The 18,016-nt window shown below is 64.5% G+C and carries 9 protein-coding genes, 2 rRNA genes and 1 pseudogene; 4 read left to right on the top strand and 8 right to left on the bottom strand.

From position 1 onward, the window contains the following. Positions 1–96 precede the first annotated feature (96 nt). Positions 97–1,158 (top strand): annotated as a pseudogene (locus tag F474_RS23395) (methyl-accepting chemotaxis protein); the annotation flags it as partial. Continuing rightward, entirely contained in the window at positions 1,153–2,016 is an 864-nt protein-coding gene (locus F474_RS23390) for a methyl-accepting chemotaxis protein (RefSeq protein ID WP_371916183.1), read from the top strand. The pseudogene F474_RS23395 and the gene F474_RS23390, both read left to right, overlap by 6 nt. 202 nt (positions 2,017–2,218) lie before the next feature. On the opposite strand, the gene ggt is transcribed toward F474_RS23390, so the two are convergent. After that, positions 2,219–3,922 (bottom strand): gamma-glutamyltransferase, encoded by a 1,704-nt coding sequence (gene ggt, locus F474_RS22130; protein ID WP_097089632.1) that lies wholly within the window; start codon positions 3,920–3,922, stop codon positions 2,219–2,221. 244 nt (positions 3,923–4,166) lie between these two features. On the opposite strand from ggt, the gene F474_RS22125 reads away from it, so the two are divergent. After that, on the top strand, positions 4,167–4,358 hold the full coding sequence (locus tag F474_RS22125; RefSeq protein ID WP_097089629.1) for a hypothetical protein: 192 nt from the start codon (positions 4,167–4,169) through the stop codon (positions 4,356–4,358). A gap of 84 nt (positions 4,359–4,442) precedes the next feature. Here F474_RS22125 and mmsB read toward each other — a convergent pair whose 3' ends face one another. Continuing rightward, positions 4,443–5,330 (bottom strand): 3-hydroxyisobutyrate dehydrogenase, encoded by an 888-nt coding sequence (gene mmsB / locus F474_RS22120; protein ID WP_097089626.1) that lies wholly within the window; start codon positions 5,328–5,330, stop codon positions 4,443–4,445. A gap of 13 nt (positions 5,331–5,343) precedes the next feature. After that, positions 5,344–6,852, bottom strand: coding sequence for a CoA-acylating methylmalonate-semialdehyde dehydrogenase (locus F474_RS22115; protein WP_097089676.1), 1,509 nt, complete (start codon positions 6,850–6,852; stop codon positions 5,344–5,346). 114 nt (positions 6,853–6,966) lie between these two features. Between F474_RS22115 and F474_RS22110 the strand changes: the two genes are divergently transcribed. Next, a complete protein-coding gene (locus F474_RS22110; RefSeq protein ID WP_097089674.1) occupies positions 6,967–7,932 on the top strand; it encodes a LysR family transcriptional regulator in 966 nt (321 codons plus the stop codon). A 379-nt stretch (positions 7,933–8,311) separates the two neighbouring features. Here F474_RS22110 and recD read toward each other — a convergent pair whose 3' ends face one another. The 5 genes from recD to F474_RS22085 all read right to left on the bottom strand — a co-directional run. Then, positions 8,312–10,360, bottom strand: a complete 2,049-nt coding sequence (gene recD, locus F474_RS22105) for an exodeoxyribonuclease V subunit alpha (protein ID WP_097089623.1) — start codon at positions 10,358–10,360, stop codon at positions 8,312–8,314. Further along, positions 10,357–14,001 (bottom strand): exodeoxyribonuclease V subunit beta, encoded by a 3,645-nt coding sequence (recB, locus tag F474_RS22100; RefSeq protein ID WP_097089621.1) that lies wholly within the window; start codon positions 13,999–14,001, stop codon positions 10,357–10,359. The genes recD and recB overlap by 4 nt, the downstream gene beginning before the upstream one ends. Further along, positions 13,998–17,444 carry an exodeoxyribonuclease V subunit gamma gene (gene recC, locus F474_RS22095; protein WP_097089619.1) on the bottom strand — a complete coding sequence of 1,149 codons (3,447 nt, stop codon included), beginning with the start codon at positions 17,442–17,444 and terminating at the stop codon, positions 13,998–14,000. The genes recB and recC overlap by 4 nt, the downstream gene beginning before the upstream one ends. A gap of 149 nt (positions 17,445–17,593) precedes the next feature. Beyond that, positions 17,594–17,709, bottom strand: a 5S ribosomal RNA gene (rrf, locus tag F474_RS22090). Positions 17,710–17,838: 129 nt separating this feature from the next. Next, positions 17,839–18,016, bottom strand: a 23S ribosomal RNA gene (locus F474_RS22085); the annotation flags it as partial.

The raw sequence follows: 18,016 nt of genomic DNA, 5'->3' as shown, positions 1-18,016 counted from the left end.
ACTGCCGTGTCGGCCGATAACGCGAATGCGAAAGGCATCGCCCAAGAATAAAAGCCGAACACGATGAACGTACGCATTCACTGAAAGGAGCAAGACATGGCGGCTTGGTTTGGCAACATCAGCGTCAGGGCGAAACTCGCACTGGGCTTTGGCGTGGTATTGGCATTGACGATGATCCTTGCGATCTCGGCCTGGACCAGCCTGGCCAATTTCATCGCCCGCACGGACCGGGTCGGCGATGTCACCGAATTGCAGAACCGCCTCAACGAGCTGCGTGTGAGCCGCCTGCGCTACATGCTGAGCAACGGCGATGAGGCCACCGCCAAGCGGACACTAGCGCTGTTCGATGAGTATCGCCAGCACTTGGAACAAATCAGCGGCCACTTCAACAACCCGGCCAATGTGAAATTGCTCAACGACGAAAAAGCCCAGGCCGAGCGCTATATTGCCGACCTGCGCCAGATGATCGCTGCCGACCGCGAGGCCAGTGCGGCCCGCGACCAGATGACCACCACGGCCAAACAAGTGATCCATCAAGTCGCCCAAGCCGAAGCTGCCGTGCAGGCGCTGGCCAGCGATGACCCCGCCCGCCAGTCGCGGGAGCAGGTCGCGGCCTTTACCCAGGACCAGTTGCAAAAGGTCCGCTACGAAGTGCGCGGCTACACGAACAACGTTACGCCCAAGACCGAGCAAACCGCCTTTGGCCAGATGGACAAGACCCAGGCCGCGCTCAAGGAAATGCAGGCCCAGCACCCAGATGAGCGCGCCAGCCTCGACGGCTTCGCCAGCGCCTTGCAAGCCTACCGCCAGTCGGTTGAGCGATTCCGCGATATCGATGCTCAGTTGATACCTGTGCGCAAACGCATGGAAGAAACCGGCGGCGCGATGATCGAGGCCAACCAGGAGCTGTTCAAACGCCAGGATGCGCAAAGTGACGTCGACAGCGCCCGGTCCGAAAGCGTGCTGTTGGTGGCCAGCCTGCTGGCGCTGGTGCTAGGTGTGATCGCGGCCTGGTTGATCACCCGGCAGATCACCACCCCTCTCGCGCAGACCTTGAGCGTGGTGCAACGCATCGCAAACGGCGACCTGACCCATACCCTCACGGTGAACCGTCGCGATGAAATCGGCGCGCTGCAAGCCGCAGTGGCCACCATGAACCAGACCTTGCGCCAGTTGATCGGCGGCATCCGCGACAGCGTCACCCAGATCGCCAGCGCAGCCGAAGAGCTCTCGGCCGTGACCGAGCAGACCAGCGCGGGGGTCAACAGCCAGAAGGTGGAAACCGATCAGGTCGCCACCGCCATGCAGGAGATGGCCGCAACCGTGCAAGAGGTGGCCCGCAACGCCGTGGACGCCTCTACGGCAGCCACCGAAGCCGATGCCCAGGCACGCAATGGTGACCAGGTGGTAGCCAAGGCCGTTGGCCAGATCGAGCGCCTGGCCGACGAAGTGCGCCGCTCCAGCACGGCAATGGAAGAGCTCCAGGCCGAGAGCGACAAGATCGGCTCGGTGATGGACGTGATCAAGGCCGTGGCCGAGCAAACCAACCTGTTGGCGCTCAACGCTGCCATCGAAGCTGCTCGGGCGGGTGAAGCAGGCCGAGGTTTCGCCGTCGTCGCCGACGAAGTGCGCGGCCTGGCCCAACGCACGCAGAAGTCGACCGAAGAGATAGAGACCCTGGTCGCGGCACTGCAAAGCGGCACACAGCACGTCGCCCAGGCGATGGATTCGAGCCGTGAGCTGACCGACAGCAGCGTGGCCCTGACCCGTGAAGCAGGTGACGCTTTGAGCAGCATCGGCCGCACGGTCTCGAGCATCCAGGCGATGAACCAGCAGATCGCGGCCGCCGCCGAGCAACAGAGTTCGGTGGCCGACGAAATCAGCCGCAGCGTGGTCAACGTACGTGAAGTCTCGGAGCAGACGGCCGCCGCCAGCGAAGAAACAGCGGCTTCCAGCGTAGAGCTGGCGCGCCTGGGCACCGAGCTGCAGCAGATGGTCAACCACTTCAGGGTATGAAGCGCAGTGCGGGTATAGCCAAAGGCTTACAACACAATGCGTGATCGTCGACTATTGCCCGCGCGCCGCAGGCCCTAATCTACACCTAACCCACGCGGCACATGGAGCGCCGCGAGTATCAAGGATGATCGACCATGGCCTGGAGGCCGCCGACACGGAGTTGGAATGGTCTGGTGCTAAAGAACCCGCCTCGGCGGGTTTTTTACTTTTTGTTCCCCGCCTCTTTCTCTTCGCCTGCGCTGGGCACGATCAAACCGACGCCGCGGCCCCTGGGGTCGACGCCCGTCTCGACCTTGCGATCCTTGACCCGAATGGCTTGCACGTTGCCCATCAGCCAACCCTGGTTCTTCAGCGTATAGCCCATCTGGGTGAGTTGCTCGGCCACCGGGTTCTGCAGCGGCGCATAGCTGTCGAAGAAAATGGTGTCTTTGGGCAGCAGTTGATGATGCACCCGCTGCGCCCCGACGGCGGCCTGCAGCGGCATGTGGTAGTCGTAGAGGTCGTTGAGCACCTGGAAGATCGTGGTGAAGATCCGCGACCCACCCGGCGTGCCGATCACCAGGCTCACCTGGCCATCGCGCGTCACGATGGTTGGGGTCATCGACGAGAGCATGCGCTTGCCCGGCTCGATGGCATTGGCGTCACCGCCGACCACCCCGAAGGCATTGGCTACGCCGGGCTTGGCGCTGAAGTCGTCCATTTCGTCGTTAAGTAGAAAGCCCGCGCCCTCCACCACGACCCCGCTGCCGAAATCGAAGTTGAGGGTGAAGGTGTTGCTGACGGCATTGCCGTCTTTGTCGACGATGGAAAAGTGCGTGGTTTGCGTCGATTCCAGCCCCGCGCGCACCGCCTCGGTTGGCGAAATGGCTTCAGGGTTCACCTCGGCTGCCCGAGTGATCAGGTAGGCCGGTGCGATCAGTTTCTTCACTGGCACATCGCGGTAATCGGGGTCGCCCAGGTAACCGGCGCGGTCGGCGAACACGCGCTTTTCGATTTCCGCCAGCAGGTGAATGTAACGGGCCGAGTTCAACGGCACATCCTTGAAATCGGCAGCGCGGATGTCCTTGATGCCCAGCAGTTGGGCCAGTGCGATGCCACCGGAGCTGGGCAGCGGGGCGGTGTAGATACTGTTGCCGCGCCAGTCGATGTGCAGCGGCTCGCGCCAGTGGGCCTTGTAGTTGGCCAGGTCCTGGCGGGTGATCAGGCCTTTGTCACGCTCCATCTGCGCAACCAGCAGCTCGGCGGTTTTGCCATGGTAGAACTCCTGCCCGCCCTGCTGCGCGATGCGTTCGAGGGTATCGGCCAGCTCCGGCTGGCGGAAGGTCTCGCCCGCTTTGAGCGTGCCGAAGTAGCGGCCGAAATTGGTCTGGCCGTTGAACAGTTTCAGGGCGTTCTCGCGGTACTGGTACTGGCCTTCGGCGGCAGTGAAGCCGTTGCGTGCGTAGCCAATGGCAGGGGCTATCAGCTCGGCCCACGGCAGCTTGCCGAAACGCTTGTGTGCTTCCCACAGGCCTTCGACGGTACCGGGGACGCCGCTGGCCTTGGCCCCTACCAGGCTGAGGTTGGGGATCACCTCGCCCTTCTCGTTCAGGTACATGTTGCGCTCAGCGGCAGCGGGTGCGGTTTCGCGATAATCGAGAAAGTAAGGCTTGCCGTTGATGAACAAGGTCATGAAGCCGCCACCGCCGATGTTGCCGGCTTCGGGGAAGGTAACGGCCAGTGTGAAGGCTGTGGCTACGGCGGCATCGACCGCATTGCCGCCCTTTTTCAGGACTTGGGCGGCCACGTCGGCCCCGTAGCGATCGGGTGAGGCCACAGCGCCGGCTTCCAGCGTCACAGCCCATGCATCGGCGCTGGCCACCAGGGTGATTCCCAGGGCCAGCGCTTTAATCAATAACAGACGCATCGTCGTTCCCTGCGTTGCTCGGTTCAGGGTCATTAAGGACGATGATTCCGAACTAATCAAACAGTTGGCGCAAAGAGTTAGGGTAATGCCTAAGGTTCGGCTACCGCATGGGCCGGCCGGGGCTTGTGCTGCGGGCCGTCGTGGCCGGCCTACCGTGTGTCGCCTCGACGAATGGGGGCGATGGCAATGCCAGGGAAAATTTGGCATACCAGCAATCAGGACCTGCTTTCACAAGGAGTTTGCGATGCCACATGCCGCCCGTATTACCCAACGTATACGTAGCCTGCACCGCCAGCCCGAGCGCGCTCTGGGCAGTGCGGTGGGCGAGCTGGTCGAAGAAATTCAGCAACTGCAAGGCCGAGGCGCCCTGAGCCAGGAGCAGGCCACGCAGTTGATCTACGACGTGCGCAACGAGCGCGGCCGTATCATGCGCTGAGCCGGGCAGCCAGCCTCCCACGAAGCGTTCGCTGACGCCATGCTCGGATGGGAGGGCGGCTTGCGGCACGCCACCTGGCTCGGGTCAGTTTGGCTTCAGGTACGCGTTTACGATGGCTGAAAAATCCAACCCGCCGTCCCCTCGCTGGTTCATTGCCTGGTAGAGCTGGTGCGCCAGGGCGCCGAGCATCACCGGCTGCTGCGCCTGGCGCGCGGCCTCGGTGGCCAAGCCCAGGTCTTTGAGCATCAGCTGCCCGGCAAAGCCACCGCTGTAGCCGCGCGAGGCGGGTGCGGTTTCTATCGCGCCAGGCCACGGGTTGCACACCTCCGAACTCCAGCAGCGCCCAGTGGAGCTGTTGATGATGCCGGCCAGCACCTGGGTGTCGATGCCTAGCGCGTTGCCCAGTGCCATCGCTTCGGCTACGCCGATCATGGAAATGCCCAACAGCAGGTTGTTGCACAACTTGGCGATTTGCCCGGTGCCCGTCGCCCCGCAGTGCACGATGTTGCGCCCCATGTCAGCCAAGGCAGGGCGAACGCCCTCAAGCAGTGTGGCGCTGCCGCCGACCATGAAGGTCAGCGTACCCGCCGCTGCACCGCCGGTGCCCCCGGACACCGGCGCATCGCCCAGCTCGACGCCCGCCTTGGCGGCCAGCTCGGCAACATCGCGGATGCTCTGTGGGTCGATGGTCGAGCAGTCCAGCCCCCAGGTGCCAGGGCGCGCTCCGGCGAGCACGCCCTCGGCCCCCAGCCACGCCTGGCGCACGTGGGCTGCGGCGGGGAGCATGGTGATCACAAGGTCTGACAGTGCCGCCGCCGCCGCCGGTGAGCTGGCAATCTTGCCGCCCTCCCCTGCCAGGCTATCCAGCACCTGCTGGTTGAGGTCGTAGAGCTCCAGGCTATGGCCAGCCTTGAGCAGGTTGCGCGCCATGGGCGCGCCCATGTTACCCAGGCCGATGAATGCGATTCGCATGGCAGGCTCCTTGTCAGCGCAGGTGAATGGTGGTGTTCACGCCATCGTTCACACTGGCGTCGTCGAACCAGCGGGCGGTGACGGTTTTGGTCTGGGTATAGAACTGCATGACCTGCTTGCCATAAGGCCCCAAATCACCCAGCTTCGAACCGCGCGAGCCGGTGAAGCTGAAGTAAGGGACCGGCACCGGAATGGGAATGTTGATGCCCACTTGGCCGATGTCGATCTCATTCTGGAACTTGCGCGCCGCCGCGCCGCTCTGGGTGAACAACCCGGTGCCATTGCCGAAGGGGTTGCGGTTCACCAGTGCAATGGCTTCGTCCAGCGTGGCCACGCACATCACCAGCAGTACGGGGCCGAAGATTTCTTCCTGATAAAGGCGCATCTGCGGCGTGACGTCACTGAACAGCGTCGGCCCGACGAAATTGCCTTGTTCGTAGCCCGGCACCTGCACCTGCCGGCCGTCCAGCAGCAAGGTAGCGCCTTCGCTTACGCCACTGTCGATCAGGCCCAGCACGCGCTCACGCGCCCTGGCCGAGATCAGCGGGCCCACGTCGGTGCCCGGCTCGTGCCCGGCATTGACCTTCAGCCGCTCGGCCAAGGCCTTGAGCTGCGGCACCCATTCGCTGGCAGCCCCCACCATCACTGCCACTGAGGTCGCCATGCAGCGCTGCCCTGCTGCACCGAAGGCCGCACCCACCAGAGCGTTGAGCGACTGCTCACGGTTGGCATCGGGCAGCACCACGGCGTGGTTCTTGGCGCCCATCATGGCCTGCACACGTTTGCCGTGGCGGCCGGCCAGGTCATACACATGCGTGCCCACGGCGGTGGAGCCTACGAACGACACCGCCTTCACGTCGGGGTGGCTGCACAGCCCGTCTACCACCTCCTTGCCGCCGTGCACCACGTTCAGAACGCCCGCCGGCACCCCGGCTTCGAGTGCAAGTTCCACCAGCATAAGCGTTGAGAGGGGGTCTTGCTCCGAGGGCTTGAGCACGAAGGTGTTGCCGCACACGATCGCCATCGGAAACATCCACAGAGGGATCATCGCCGGGAAGTTGAACGGGGTGATGCCCACGCACACGCCCAACGGTTGGCGCAGGGTGTAGGTATCCACGCCACCGGCCACGTTCTCCAGGTGCTCGCCCATCTGCAGCGTGCCTACCGAGCAGGCGTGCTCCACCACTTCAAGGCCACGGAAAATATCCCCTTCGGCGTCGGCCAGGGTTTTGCCCTGTTCGGCGCAGAGCACTTTGGCAATGCGCTGGCTGTGCTCCCGAATCAAGGCCTGCAGCTTGAGCATGATGCGCATGCGTGTGCCCACCGGCGTGTTGCGCCAGGCCGGGAAGGCCGCCTGCGCGGCAGCGATGGCCGCGTTGACTTCATCCGCCGTGGCGAACGGCACGCGCCCCAGCACCTGCTGGGTGGCCGGGTTGACGATGTCTTGCCAGTGATCGGTTCGAGAAACGAGCCATTGCCCGCCGATGAGCAGCTTCGCAGGCTCGGCCTGGGGCTGATTCATGAACACCTCCGCGTGATTGTTGTTATGCGTCGGAAAGCTGCCTGGCATTGGCCGGGCCATTGAAGTATAGGTATGCAAAACTCCAACAAGAATGCGGATAAAAGCGCGACCATCATGCAAAAAGACCTCACCTCGCTGGCTGCCCTGAATTGGGATGACCTGAAGTTTTTCCTTGAAGTCGCCCGTACCCGCAAAGCCAGCAGCGCCGCCCGGCGGCTGGGCGTGGACTACACCACGGTCTCGCGGCGCATTGCGTCGCTGGAAAAGGCCTTGGGCACGCTGCTGTTCGAGAAGTCGCGCACCAATGGTTTTGTGCTCACCCCTGAAGGCGAGCGCCTGCTGGCTTACGCCGAGCCGATCGAAAGCACGCTGCACATGGCCTGCGAGCAGGTCTCAGGCTCTGGCGTTGCGCTTTCCGGCCACGTTCGCATCGGCTGTACGGAGGGCTTTGGCAGCTTTTTCATCACCCCGCTGCTTAGCCGCTTCGTCGAACAGTGGCCGGCGATTTCAGTGGACATCCTGCCACTGCCCCACTTCATCAGCCTGTCCAAGCGCGAAGCAGACATCGTTATCGCCCTTGAGCGCCCCGAGCATGGGCCCTACGTGTGCTGCAAGCTGGCGGACTACCGGCTAAGGCTGTATGCCACGCAGCAGTACCTGGACAGCCATGGCCCGCTGGAGTCGGTGGCACAACTGGCCAGCCACCCGTTCGTCAGCTACGTCGATGACCTGGCCTTCAGCCCGGAGCTTTTGTACCTGAACCACCTGCTTCCCAACGCCCAGGCGAACCTGCGCAGCACCAGCGTGGTAGCGCAGTACGTGGCGGCGTTGCAGGGCAAGTGCCTGGCGATTCTGCCGTGCTTTCTGGCGGAGCAGGATGCGCGGTTGATTCCGCTGCTGGTAGAGGAGGTGGAAGTAACGCGGCAATTCTGGATGTACTGCCGGGAGGACTTAAGGAAGTTGAAGCGGGTGACGGTATTGTGGGATTTCATTCGGGAGCACGTGGAGGCAAGCAACGCGCTATTGCTCGGAGAAGCTGGGCCGATGCAAAGCAATACATACGTGGCACCGGCCACGTGAATGCACTCTGGCAACGGGCGGAGGCCTGATACAGCGAACTCCGCCTGTTCACCGGGGCTGGCTACCTGACTTTTCGGCTGAGCTCTGCAACTTGGTTGTTCAAACTGTCGATACTTCTGGACAGTTGACCCAGCCGCCGGTCCGTATCACGGCTGGCTCTTTCATAGTCGCCGCGTTGCATACCTGCGCGATCAAGCCCGGAAAGCTTTTGGTTCAGGCTATCCACACTTTTCGATAACATATCCAGCCGGCGATCGGAATTGTGCCCCCACCGCATCATTCGATTGGCAAATGGACAGTGCCGCCAGCGGGTTCATGCCATTGCTGTAAGCCACGTCGATATGAAAACTGTGGCATTAGGTGATATCACGGCCTGTGGTCAGGCCTCGGGCGCCTCGAGCATGAGCCCGCTGAGGCGCTTGACGCGGCGCCGCACGGCCTCTTCGAATACGCCACCGCGTGGCTCTACCAGCGTGAAGGCCTGTTTGGCACGGGTGATACCGGTGTAGATCAGCTCTTTGGTCAATACCGGGTTCAGCGCCTCGGGCAGCACCAGCGCGGTGTGTTCGAATTCCGAGCCCTGGGATTTATGCACGGTCATCGCGTAGACCGTTTCTACATCGCTGAGCCGGCTAGGCAGCACGAAGCGCACGCCGCCCTGCCCATCGTTGCGCGGGAAGGCGACGCGCAGCACTGGGCGGTCGGATTCGTCGGCCTGAGGCAAGCTCAAGGTGATACCGATGTCGCCGTTCATCAGCCCAAGCCCGTAGTCGTTGCGGGTCATCAAGACCGGCCGGCCTTCGTACCAAGGCTGGGTGGGGTCGATCAACCCGGCGCTGGCGAGCGTGGCCTGGGCGCGGGCGTTGAGCCCTTCGACGCCCCAGGGCCCCTTTCGTACCGCACAGAGCAGTTGGAAGCGATCGAACGCGGCCAGAATCGCCCGGGCCCACTCGGCCCAGGCCGGTGAGGCCAAAGGCTCGGCGGCAGGCGGCCGGCCTTTTGGGATCATAGCCAGGTAGTGGCGGTAGCCGGCGAGCTCACCTGCCCCTAGCAGCAGCGAGCGCAGGCCGCGGGCATCCTGATTGCCGGGGGCTAGATGATGCAGGTCGGTGAAGCCCGCTTCGCTGAAGGCACGCCGGGCGGCCGAGGCGTCTTGGGCATTGACCCGCCGTGCCAGCGCGCCGATGCCGCTGCCTTCACCGAAGCGCCTGGAGTAACGCAGCATCGCCACTTGCTGGGCCAAGGGGTAGCGCTGCTCGTCCCCCGGCAAAAGCGCGGGTTCATTGAGCGCAGCGCCGGCCACTTGCTCGAGCCAACCTTGGGTGGTGGGCGAGTAGCGGCCGTGCTCGGCGTCGCGGCACAGGTCGCCCAGCACCGCGCCGGCCTCCACCGAGGCGAGCTGGTCTTTATCGCCCAGCAGCACGAGGCGCGCGCCCGGCGCCAGCGCCGCGAGCAGGTGCGCCATCATCTCCAGGTCGATCATCGAGGCTTCGTCCACCACCAGCACGTCCAGTGGCAGCGGGTTGGCAGCGTTGTGGCGGAAATGCCGGGTGCCGGGGCGGCTGCCCAACAGCCGGTGCACGGTGGTGACGTCTACAGGGATGCGCGCCTTGACCGCGTCATCGACCTGCAACCCCTGTACCTGGGCGCCGATCGACTCGGTCAGGCGCGCAGCTGCCTTGCCGGTAGGCGCCACCAGGCGGATGCGCAGCGGCTGCCCGGCCGCCACGCGAGGGCCTTGCAGCAGCGCCAACAAGCGCACCACGGTGGTGGTTTTGCCGGTACCGGGGCCGCCGGTAATGATGCTCAGGTTGCAGCGCATGGCCAGGGCACAGGCGAGCTTCTGCCAGTCGGTGCGGCCGCTGCCGTCTGCCGGGAACAGCTGCTCCAGGCGTTGCAACGTGTCGGTGCTGACCTCGTGCCGCTGGCGCAGGCGCAAGTGAAGGTTGTGATCCACCTGCCGCTCGTAATGCCAGTAGCGGCGCAGGTAAAGGCGCGTGCCAGCAAGCACCATCGGGCTGCCGGGGCCAGCGAGCAGGGGCGAGGCGGCCAGGCGCTCAGCCCAGTGGGTAGCATCGACGCCGGCCAGCAAAGCCGAGGGCAATACCTGCGCGCCGCTCGCGAGGTCGCCTTCGGGGGGCAGTGAGAGCGCGAAGTCTGGCTCGGCTAGGGTCTGCCGCAGGTCCAGGCATACGTGGCCATGGCCAAGCTGGTGGCTGGCCAGGGCCGCGGCCAGCAGCACCAGCGGCTCTGCTTCGGGGCAGCGTTCGGCGAGAAAACCGGTGAAGGCGCGGTCCAGGGCGCGCAGCCAGCCACGTTCGGCCCAGGCGTCGAACAGCGCCAAAAGGCTGGGCACGCTCTCAAGGGCTGGTGCGCGGGTGGCGGCGCCGGGCAGGGTTTCGGGAAACAGATCGTCCTGAGGGTTCATGCCAAGGCCTCCATGGGCAGCGGCCGGCCCATGAACAGCGCGTCCAACGCTTCGATGAGCACCTTGGGCGGGCGCACATGGCACACACCCTGGCCGGGAGCATCGAGGCCGCGAAGGAAGATGAACAGCGCGCCGCCCACATGCTCGTCGTAGTCATAGCCGGGCAAGCGTGCGGTGAGCTGGCGGTGCAGTGCCAGCAGGTAGAGCACGTATTGCAGGTCATAACGGTGTTCGAGCATCACCTGCTCCATCGCGGCGGGCTGATAAGCGCTGGCGTCAGGGCCCAGCCAGTTGGATTTGTAATCGGCCACGTAGTAGCGGCCTTCGTGCTCGAAACACAGGTCGATGAAACCTTTGAACAACCCGTTGAGTGGGCGGCCCATCGCGCTGGCACGTGGCAGGCCGGGGTGGGTATGGCGTTGCACGAGGGCGTCGAGCTGGCTGACGTCGACCTGATCGCTGGCGAACCAGAACTCCATTTCGGTGCGGTAGCTGGCCAGCCCCGTAAGGCTGGCAGGCGCAGCGCCTTGCAGTGGCATCGGCAACGCGAGCAGGCGCTCGAGCCAAGGCACCAGGGTCGCGATCCAGCCCTCCCAGCCGCGCCGGTTGCAGCGCCGGGCGACGCTGTCGAGCAGGCGCTGCCGGTCGGCGGCGACGTGAGCAAAGCCCTCCTCGCCAGCCCACTCCAGCAAGCCGTGCAAGAACGTGCCAGGGCCGGGGCCACGGGGGAAGGCGTGAATATCGCCACTGCTTGCCTGTGGGCCGGGCACGACGGTGCGGTCATCGTCGGCGAGCTTTTGCGCCAGCGGCGAATCGGCAGCCAGGCCATCGGCGATGCGCAAGGCGCTGTAGGACGCGATCCACCAGTTCTCGGCGGCACGCCGGGTAGGCGCCAACGCACCGCGTAAGGCTTGGTCGTTGGCCGGGGCAGTGAACGGCGTGGCCAGGGCCTCGGGCAACGGCTCGATCGCAATGGCCGGGCAGCCGGCGGCCAGTGCCTCCAGCCACTGCGCCAGGCCAGCGGCCTGCGCCACCGGTGCTCCGCCGCCCAGTACGTAGCCGATCGCGCTCTGGTGCAGCACCGACGCCTTGCCTTGCCCCCGCTTGAGGTCGGCCAGGCCCAACCAGCAGGCGTGGCGAGCCCGGGTCAGCGCCACGTAGAGCAGGCGCAGGTCTTCGCCCAGGCGCTCGTGGTCGGCACGGGCGACGATCTCTTCGCTGGCCACCAGGCTCAGTTGCACGTGGCCCTGATCGTCGTGCCAGGTGAGGGGCAGGCGCTTGCCATCGACCGGCTTGCAACTGGCCACGAACGGCAGAAATACCAGGGGGTATTCCAGGCCTTTGGACTTGTGCACGGTGATGACCTTCACCAGTTGCTCGTCGCTTTCCAACCGCAGGATCTGCTCCTCCCCCGTGGCACCGCCGTGCAGTTGCTCGGCCAAGTGGCGGATCAACGCCTGCTCGCCGTCGAGGGTGGCGCTGGCCTGCTGAAGCAACTCGGTCAGGTGCAGCAGGTTGGTGAGGGTACGTTCGCCGTCGGCACGGGCCGCCAGGCGCCGAGGTAGCTCGTAGTCGTGCATCAGCCGGCGCAACATAGCCAGCACACCCTGGCTGTGCCAGAGCGCGCGGTAGCCTCGGAAGGCCATTACGGTGCTTTCCCAGGCCTGCTCATCCTGGTTGAAGCGCTCCAGCTCCGCCAGGGGCAGGCCAAGCGTCAGGCTCGCCAGCGCCGCGCGCAGGCTGCGCTCGGCATCCGGCTCGGCGCAGGCCTTGAGCCAGGCAAGTACGTCCAGCGCTTCCCAGGTGGCGAACACCGAATCCTTGTCGGAGAGGTACACGCTGCGCACGCCTCGCGCGTCCAGCGCCTGGCGAATAAGGCGTGCTTCCTGGCCGTCGCGTACCAGGATGGCGATATCCGCGGGGCGCAAGGGGCTGAGCGGCCCCCCCGGGGCGGCGAAGCCACATGTACCGTGCGCGCCGGCATTGAGCAGGCGAGTGATTTCACTGGCGCAGCTGTCGGCCATCTGCCGTCGGTACTGGGCCAGGCTCAGCGGCTGATCGGTGGCCAGGTGCCAACAGGTCAGTGCCGGCTGCGCATCGCCGTCGTTCAGCAACTGTTCGGGGCGGCCCTGTGCCTGCACCGGATGAAACGGAACCGGGTTGTCGCCGTCGGTATCACGAAACAGAAAAGCGCCCCGGCCTTGTGGCCTGTCTTCGGCCTGCTGGAACAAATGGTTCACGGCATCGACCATGGGCTGGGTGGAGCGGAAATTGGTGCCCAGGGTATGCAGCCGCCCGGCACTGGCCCGGCGCGCCATCAGGTAGGTGTGGATGTCGGCACCGCGAAAGGCGTAGATCGCCTGCTTGGGGTCGCCGATCATGAACAGCCCAGTGCCCGGGTCGTTGGCGCTGATGCGGTAGATGCGTTCGAAGATCCGGTACTGCACCGGGTCGGTGTCCTGGAACTCATCGATCATCGCTACGGGAAACTGCTGTCGGATCAACTGCGCCAGCGGGTCGCCAGAGGAGCCCGCCAAGGCATGGTCAAGCCGGGTGAGCATGTCGTCGAAGCCCATTTCGGCGCGCTGACGCTTCTGCGCGTCGAAGGCCTGCCGAACCCAGGCGGCGGCATGAGCCAACGCGGCGCTGGCAGGGTCGGGCAAGGCCGCCAATTGCCCCGGCAGCGCTTGCATGGCGTGCAGTGCAGGGTGATCGGGAGGCTCACCTTTCCAGGCTTCGGCCATACCCCCGGGGGTGAGGCGGCTGAAGCCGGTGCCAAGGTCCAGCGAGGTTTGTGCAGGGTCCTGCGCCCAGGCCAGCAGCTTGTCGAACCAGGGCTCGAAGAAACGAGCCTGCATCTTGCGGCCATCGACCTGCTTTTGAGCCACGCCAGCACGGCACACCTCACGCAGGGCCATGGCCCATTCGGCCCAGGGGGCTTTCAACTGCTCCAGTACCTGCTCGCGAGCCTGCAGCTCGCGCTCGATAAGCACGCCCAGCTCGCCGGCGCCGGCGCTTGGCTCGGCGCTGGCGAACAAGGGCCGGGCCTTGGCAGCCAGGGCGTCGGGGGAGCCCCATTGGCTGTCGACCCAGTGCAACGCCGGGCCGGCCAGCGGGTAGCAAAACCGCCGCCAGTAATCACGTACCACTTCCGTGAGCAGGTCGCTGTGGTCCGGCTCCAGGGTCTGTGTGAACAGGCTGCCACTGTCGAAGGCATGCTCGCGCAACATGCGCTGGCACCAGCCATGGATGGTCGACACGGCAGCTTCGTCCATCCATTGGGCGGCCACTTCCAGGCGGTTGGCGCACAGCGGCCACTGCTCGGCCGGCCAGAACGCGCGCAAGGTTTCAACCAGCCCGTCGGGCGCGGGGCATTCATCGCGAAAATAACGGGCCGCCTGCGCCAGCCGCGCACGAATACGGTCGCGCAGTTCCTTGGTGGCGGCGTCGGTGAAGGTCACCACCAGAATGGCTGGCGGCAGCAACGGTTCGCTGAAGGCAGTGTCGGGGCTGCCATGGCCCAGCACCAAGCGCAGGTACAGCGCCGAAATGGTGAAGGTTTTGCCGGTGCCGGCACTGGCTTCGATCAATTGGCTGCCGCGCAGGGGAAAGCGCAGCGCCAAAGGCAAGGTTTCGCTCACTCGGCGCTCTCCTGAGCGGGTTGGTGCTGCCAGCCAGCGGCCATCACCGGCTCATAGAGCGCCTGGCTCCACTGCGCGAAGCCACCGCCCTCGGCCAGGCTGGCGAAGTCGGGGTATTGGCGGGCCAGCGCGGCGGTTTCGTCACGCTCTGCAGCTGTGTTGGCATCGCCTTCGTAGGCCGTGCGCGCCGCTGCCTGGGCTTTTTCGGGGTCGTCTTCGCGCAGCCAGGCAAAGGCCGTGCGGGTGGCCACCGGCAGCGGGCTGCAAATGCCGATGCGCCAGGCATCGAGCAAGGCTGCCAGGTGTTCTTTCGCCTGGGCGCTCTCCTGCGGCGGCAAGAGTAAGGTGCAGTCGGTGGCCACCAGCGCGGTCGTGAGCCGGTGGCCCTGGGCGCAGGTGAACAGGTGGTTGACCCAGCTGCGCAGCAGGCGGTGCCATTTGCGCTTGGGGCCATCGCCCAATGCGTTGGCTACCAGCGTGGCGTGCAGCAGTTCATCGCCCTGGCCACGGTGCAGGCCGGCAAGCCACCCTTCGACAGCAACCCCGGCATGCGCGAAGTGAGCAGGCAGGGCCCCTTGCACCGGCTGCGGCCAACGTTCGAGCAACTGCCGATAACGCAGCAACAAACCGGGAAGTGGCTCTATCAGACTGGCCTGGGCCATTTCGCCGAAGCCGGCCATGGGCAGCACCCCATGGCCCTGCAGCCGCGCAGCTGCACGCGACAGGCGTTCGGCAGGCGACTGCTCCGGATGGGCGATAGCCTGGGCCAGCAAGGCCTCGCTCAAGGTATAGCGCTCAAGGCCCGCCAGGCCGAACGGCTCGGCCTCGGGTGCCGGTGGCTCGACTGCTTCGAAATAGACCTTCAGCCGCTGCCGGAAAAAATGCCGCACTGGCTGTCGCAAAAAGTCTTGCAGCACAGCGGGGTCCAGCGGTTCGGGCAGCAGCGGCATAGGCAGGGCTGCTTGCGCGGGCGGCGCAGGGTGTTGTTGATAGAGGCCTTCCCACTCACGGGCGTAACTGGCCAGAGGGCTACCGGCCTGGAAGTACTGGAGGCTGAAGGGTTGCAGCGGGTGCTCGGTGGTGAGCGCGTGCAGCAGGTCGCTGCCATCGGCCAGCTTCCAGCCTGCGGCCAGGTGATCGCGCAACTGGCCGACCAGCACCGATGCCGGGCGCTCGCTGTTGTCACGGATGCTACGCCCTACCCAGCTGATGTATAACCGCTCTTGGGCTGAGAGCAGCGCTTCGAGCAGCAGGTAGCGGTCGTCCTCCCGTCGAGAACGGTCGCCGGGGCGGTAGTCGCTACCCATCAGGTCGAAGTCCAGCGGCGGTTGGGCACGGGGGAAATCGCCATCGTTCATGCCCAGCAGGCAGACGCGGCGAAAAGGAATGGCGCGCATCGGCATCAAGGTGCAGAAATTTACCGCACCGCTGAGAAAGTGCTGGCCCAGGTTGCCTTGGTCTACCCCGGCCAGCCACGCGTCGCGCACCACGGTCAACGGCAGCGGCTCGGCCAGGCCGACGCCTTCACACACCTCCAGCCACTGGTCGCGTAGCCCCTCCAGCTGCACCAGCAGGTACTCGCTCTGCTCATCACTGGCGCTGAAGAAACGCCGCAAGAGGGTTTGCAGGCGTTCACCCCACTGCTCTGGCGTGCCAGGGGTGCTCAGCGCCTGATGAGCGCTGTCGAGTGCGTCGAGCAACGCTGCCAGTGGGCCGATCAACGCGGCGTCCAGGCCGCCTATTTCGTCGAACGGCTCGACACCTGCGAAAGCATCGCCGTTGCCCACGGCATAGCCCAGGAGCATGCGCCGCAAACCAAAGCGCCAGCTGTTCTGCTCCATCCCCTCCGGCAGCCCGAGGCTGGCACGCTGAGAGGCGTCCATGCCCCAGCGGATGCCGGCGCCTTCAATCCAACGCCGCAGCGTCGGCAGGTCCGCCTCGCGGATACCGAAGCGGTTGCGAAGTGCAGGTACGTCGAGCAGGTCGAGCACTTCACTCACGGCGAAGCGGCTTTCCGGCAGGTTGAGCAGGTGCTCAAGCGCGATCAACAACGGCGTGCGGCCGCGCTGGCTTTGGTCTGCCAGGGTAAAGGGGATATAGCGTGGGTCGCGGTGCTCGACCTGGCCGAATACGGCGCGGATGTGTGGGGCGTAGGTGTCGATCTGCGGCACCATCACAATCACGTCACGGGGGTTCAGGGTGGGGTCTTCGCTGAACTGGGCCAGAAGCTGGTCGTGGAGAATCTCTACCTCACGCTGAGCGCTGTGGGCGACATGAAAGCGCAGGCTATGGTCGGTATGCGGGTTGACTGCCGGCCAATGTTCCTGGGTTTCCCGTAGGGGGCGCAGGTCGAGAATGTCGTCCTGCAGCTGGCCCAGTAACGTGTCGCTCTCCACCTCGCTGAAGAGGTCGATACGGCCGTCGTTGAACTGCTCGCGGTAGCTCTGCGGGTCGTCGTACTGCTCGAGCAAGTGAATGTAATCACGGCCCTGCTTGCCCCAGGCGGCAAGAAGCGGCTGGGCGTGTTGGTGCAAGGTGGCCGGGTCGAGCACTTGGGGAGCCCTGGCCTTACGCTGTTGGCGCTTGAAGGCGTGGCGCAGCAAATCCTTGTCGGCGACGATATCGGCCCAATGATGCCGGCAGGGGTTATGTACGCAGAGCAGCACCTGGCAGAAACGTGCTAACGCCGCCAAGGCATCCAGCACCTGCGCCGGGAGTGAAGAGATGCCGAACACAATCACCCGCCTTGGCAGGCCGGGGGGCGGCTCGGCGGCATTGGCCATGTGTTGCAGGTAACGTTGATGAACACCTGCACGGCTCTGCGCCATGCCACTTTCGCCGACATCGGCCAGCAGGTGCCTCCACAGCTCCGCCTGCCAGCGTTGTTGCTCGGCCATAGGCTTGGCGTGGCCTTTATGGTCGCGCAACTGGTGGCGGCCGTGGGCCCAGTCTTCCAGCCAGTCGGCCCGGTAGACCTGGTATTGGTCAAATAGGTCAGCCAGCCGCTCGGAAAGTTGATAGCGTTTGCGCATATCGCTGTCGTCGCGCAGAAAGCGAGCCAAGGGCGCGAAGTGTGGCTCATTCATCAACGCAGGCAGTAGGCGCATGAAACGCCAAGTCAGCGGGGTCTTGTCGAGCAGTGATTCGGCAGGGATGTTGTCCTTGCCCAAAGCGGCACGGTACAGGCGCCAGATAAAGGTACCGGGCAATTGCACATCCAAGGCTGCCGCAATGCCACAACCCCCGCCTTGTTCATCGTCGCGGTCCTGGGCCAGAGCCATCTTCAACCACTGGGCGATGCCGTTGCTCTGTACGAGGATGGTTTCGTTTTCCAGCGGCCCTAATGGGAAACGCTGGATAACACCCAGAATCAGGCTGCGCAGGTCCTCCGGCTGATTGCCATGGATGACCATGAAGCCAGGGTTGATGGGGGACGCAGGCATTGAAGAAATCCGCTTAGGCTCGACAAAGGTGGACACCCTACGCGGACGACGGGCCCATCTGCAAGGCACCTGGCTGTATAGGGATATTTCCTGCTGCTGAAAAGACAAAACCCCAATCGTTTTCACGATTGGGGTTCTGCGGGTTTGAATCTTGACGATGACCTACTCTCACATGGGGAGACCCCACACTACCATCGGCGATGCGTCGTTTCACTGCTGAGTTCGGGATGGGATCAGGTGGTTCCAACGCTCTATGGTCGTCAAGAAATTCGGTAGCTGCCGCGCCTGGGCGTTGCAGCGAATTCAGGTATGTGATGTTTGTGCGTATCTGGCGAATTTTCGGCTGTGTCGCTTCACCACCGCATCTGCTCTGGGCAGATTGCTTGGGTGTTATATGGTCAAGCCTCACGGGCAATTAGTATGGGTTAGCTCAACGCCTCACAGCGCTTACACACCCCACCTATCAACGTCGTAGTCTTCGACGGCCCTTTAGGGGATTCAAGATCCCAGTGAGATCTCATCTTGAGGCAAGTTTCCCGCTTAGATGCTTTCAGCGGTTATCTCTTCCGAAC

Origin of the sequence: Pseudomonas sp. URIL14HWK12:I12, from assembly GCF_003097135.1 — a bacterium.
Taxonomy (GTDB): Bacteria; Pseudomonadota; Gammaproteobacteria; order Pseudomonadales; family Pseudomonadaceae; genus Aquipseudomonas.
The sequence above is the reverse complement of the archived record's forward strand: the minus strand, read 5'-3'. Positions and strand labels throughout refer to the sequence as shown.

Bases quoted from the DNA above. Each gene is read 5' to 3' on its own strand.
- F474_RS23390 (WP_371916183.1), top strand. From the start codon at position 1,153: ATGAACCAGACCTTGCGCCAGTTGATCGGCGGCATCCGCGACAGCGTC.
- ggt (WP_097089632.1), bottom strand. From the start codon at position 3,922: ATGCGTCTGTTATTGATTAAAGCGCTGGCCCTGGGAATCACCCTGGTG.
- F474_RS22125 (WP_097089629.1), top strand. From the start codon at position 4,167: ATGCCACATGCCGCCCGTATTACCCAACGTATACGTAGCCTGCACCGC.
- mmsB (WP_097089626.1), bottom strand. From the start codon at position 5,330: ATGCGAATCGCATTCATCGGCCTGGGTAACATGGGCGCGCCCATGGCG.
- F474_RS22115 (WP_097089676.1), bottom strand. From the start codon at position 6,852: ATGAATCAGCCCCAGGCCGAGCCTGCGAAGCTGCTCATCGGCGGGCAA.
- F474_RS22110 (WP_097089674.1), top strand. From the start codon at position 6,967: ATGCAAAAAGACCTCACCTCGCTGGCTGCCCTGAATTGGGATGACCTG.
- recD (WP_097089623.1), bottom strand. From the start codon at position 10,360: ATGAACCCTCAGGACGATCTGTTTCCCGAAACCCTGCCCGGCGCCGCC.
- recC (WP_097089619.1), bottom strand. From the start codon at position 17,444: ATGCCTGCGTCCCCCATCAACCCTGGCTTCATGGTCATCCATGGCAAT.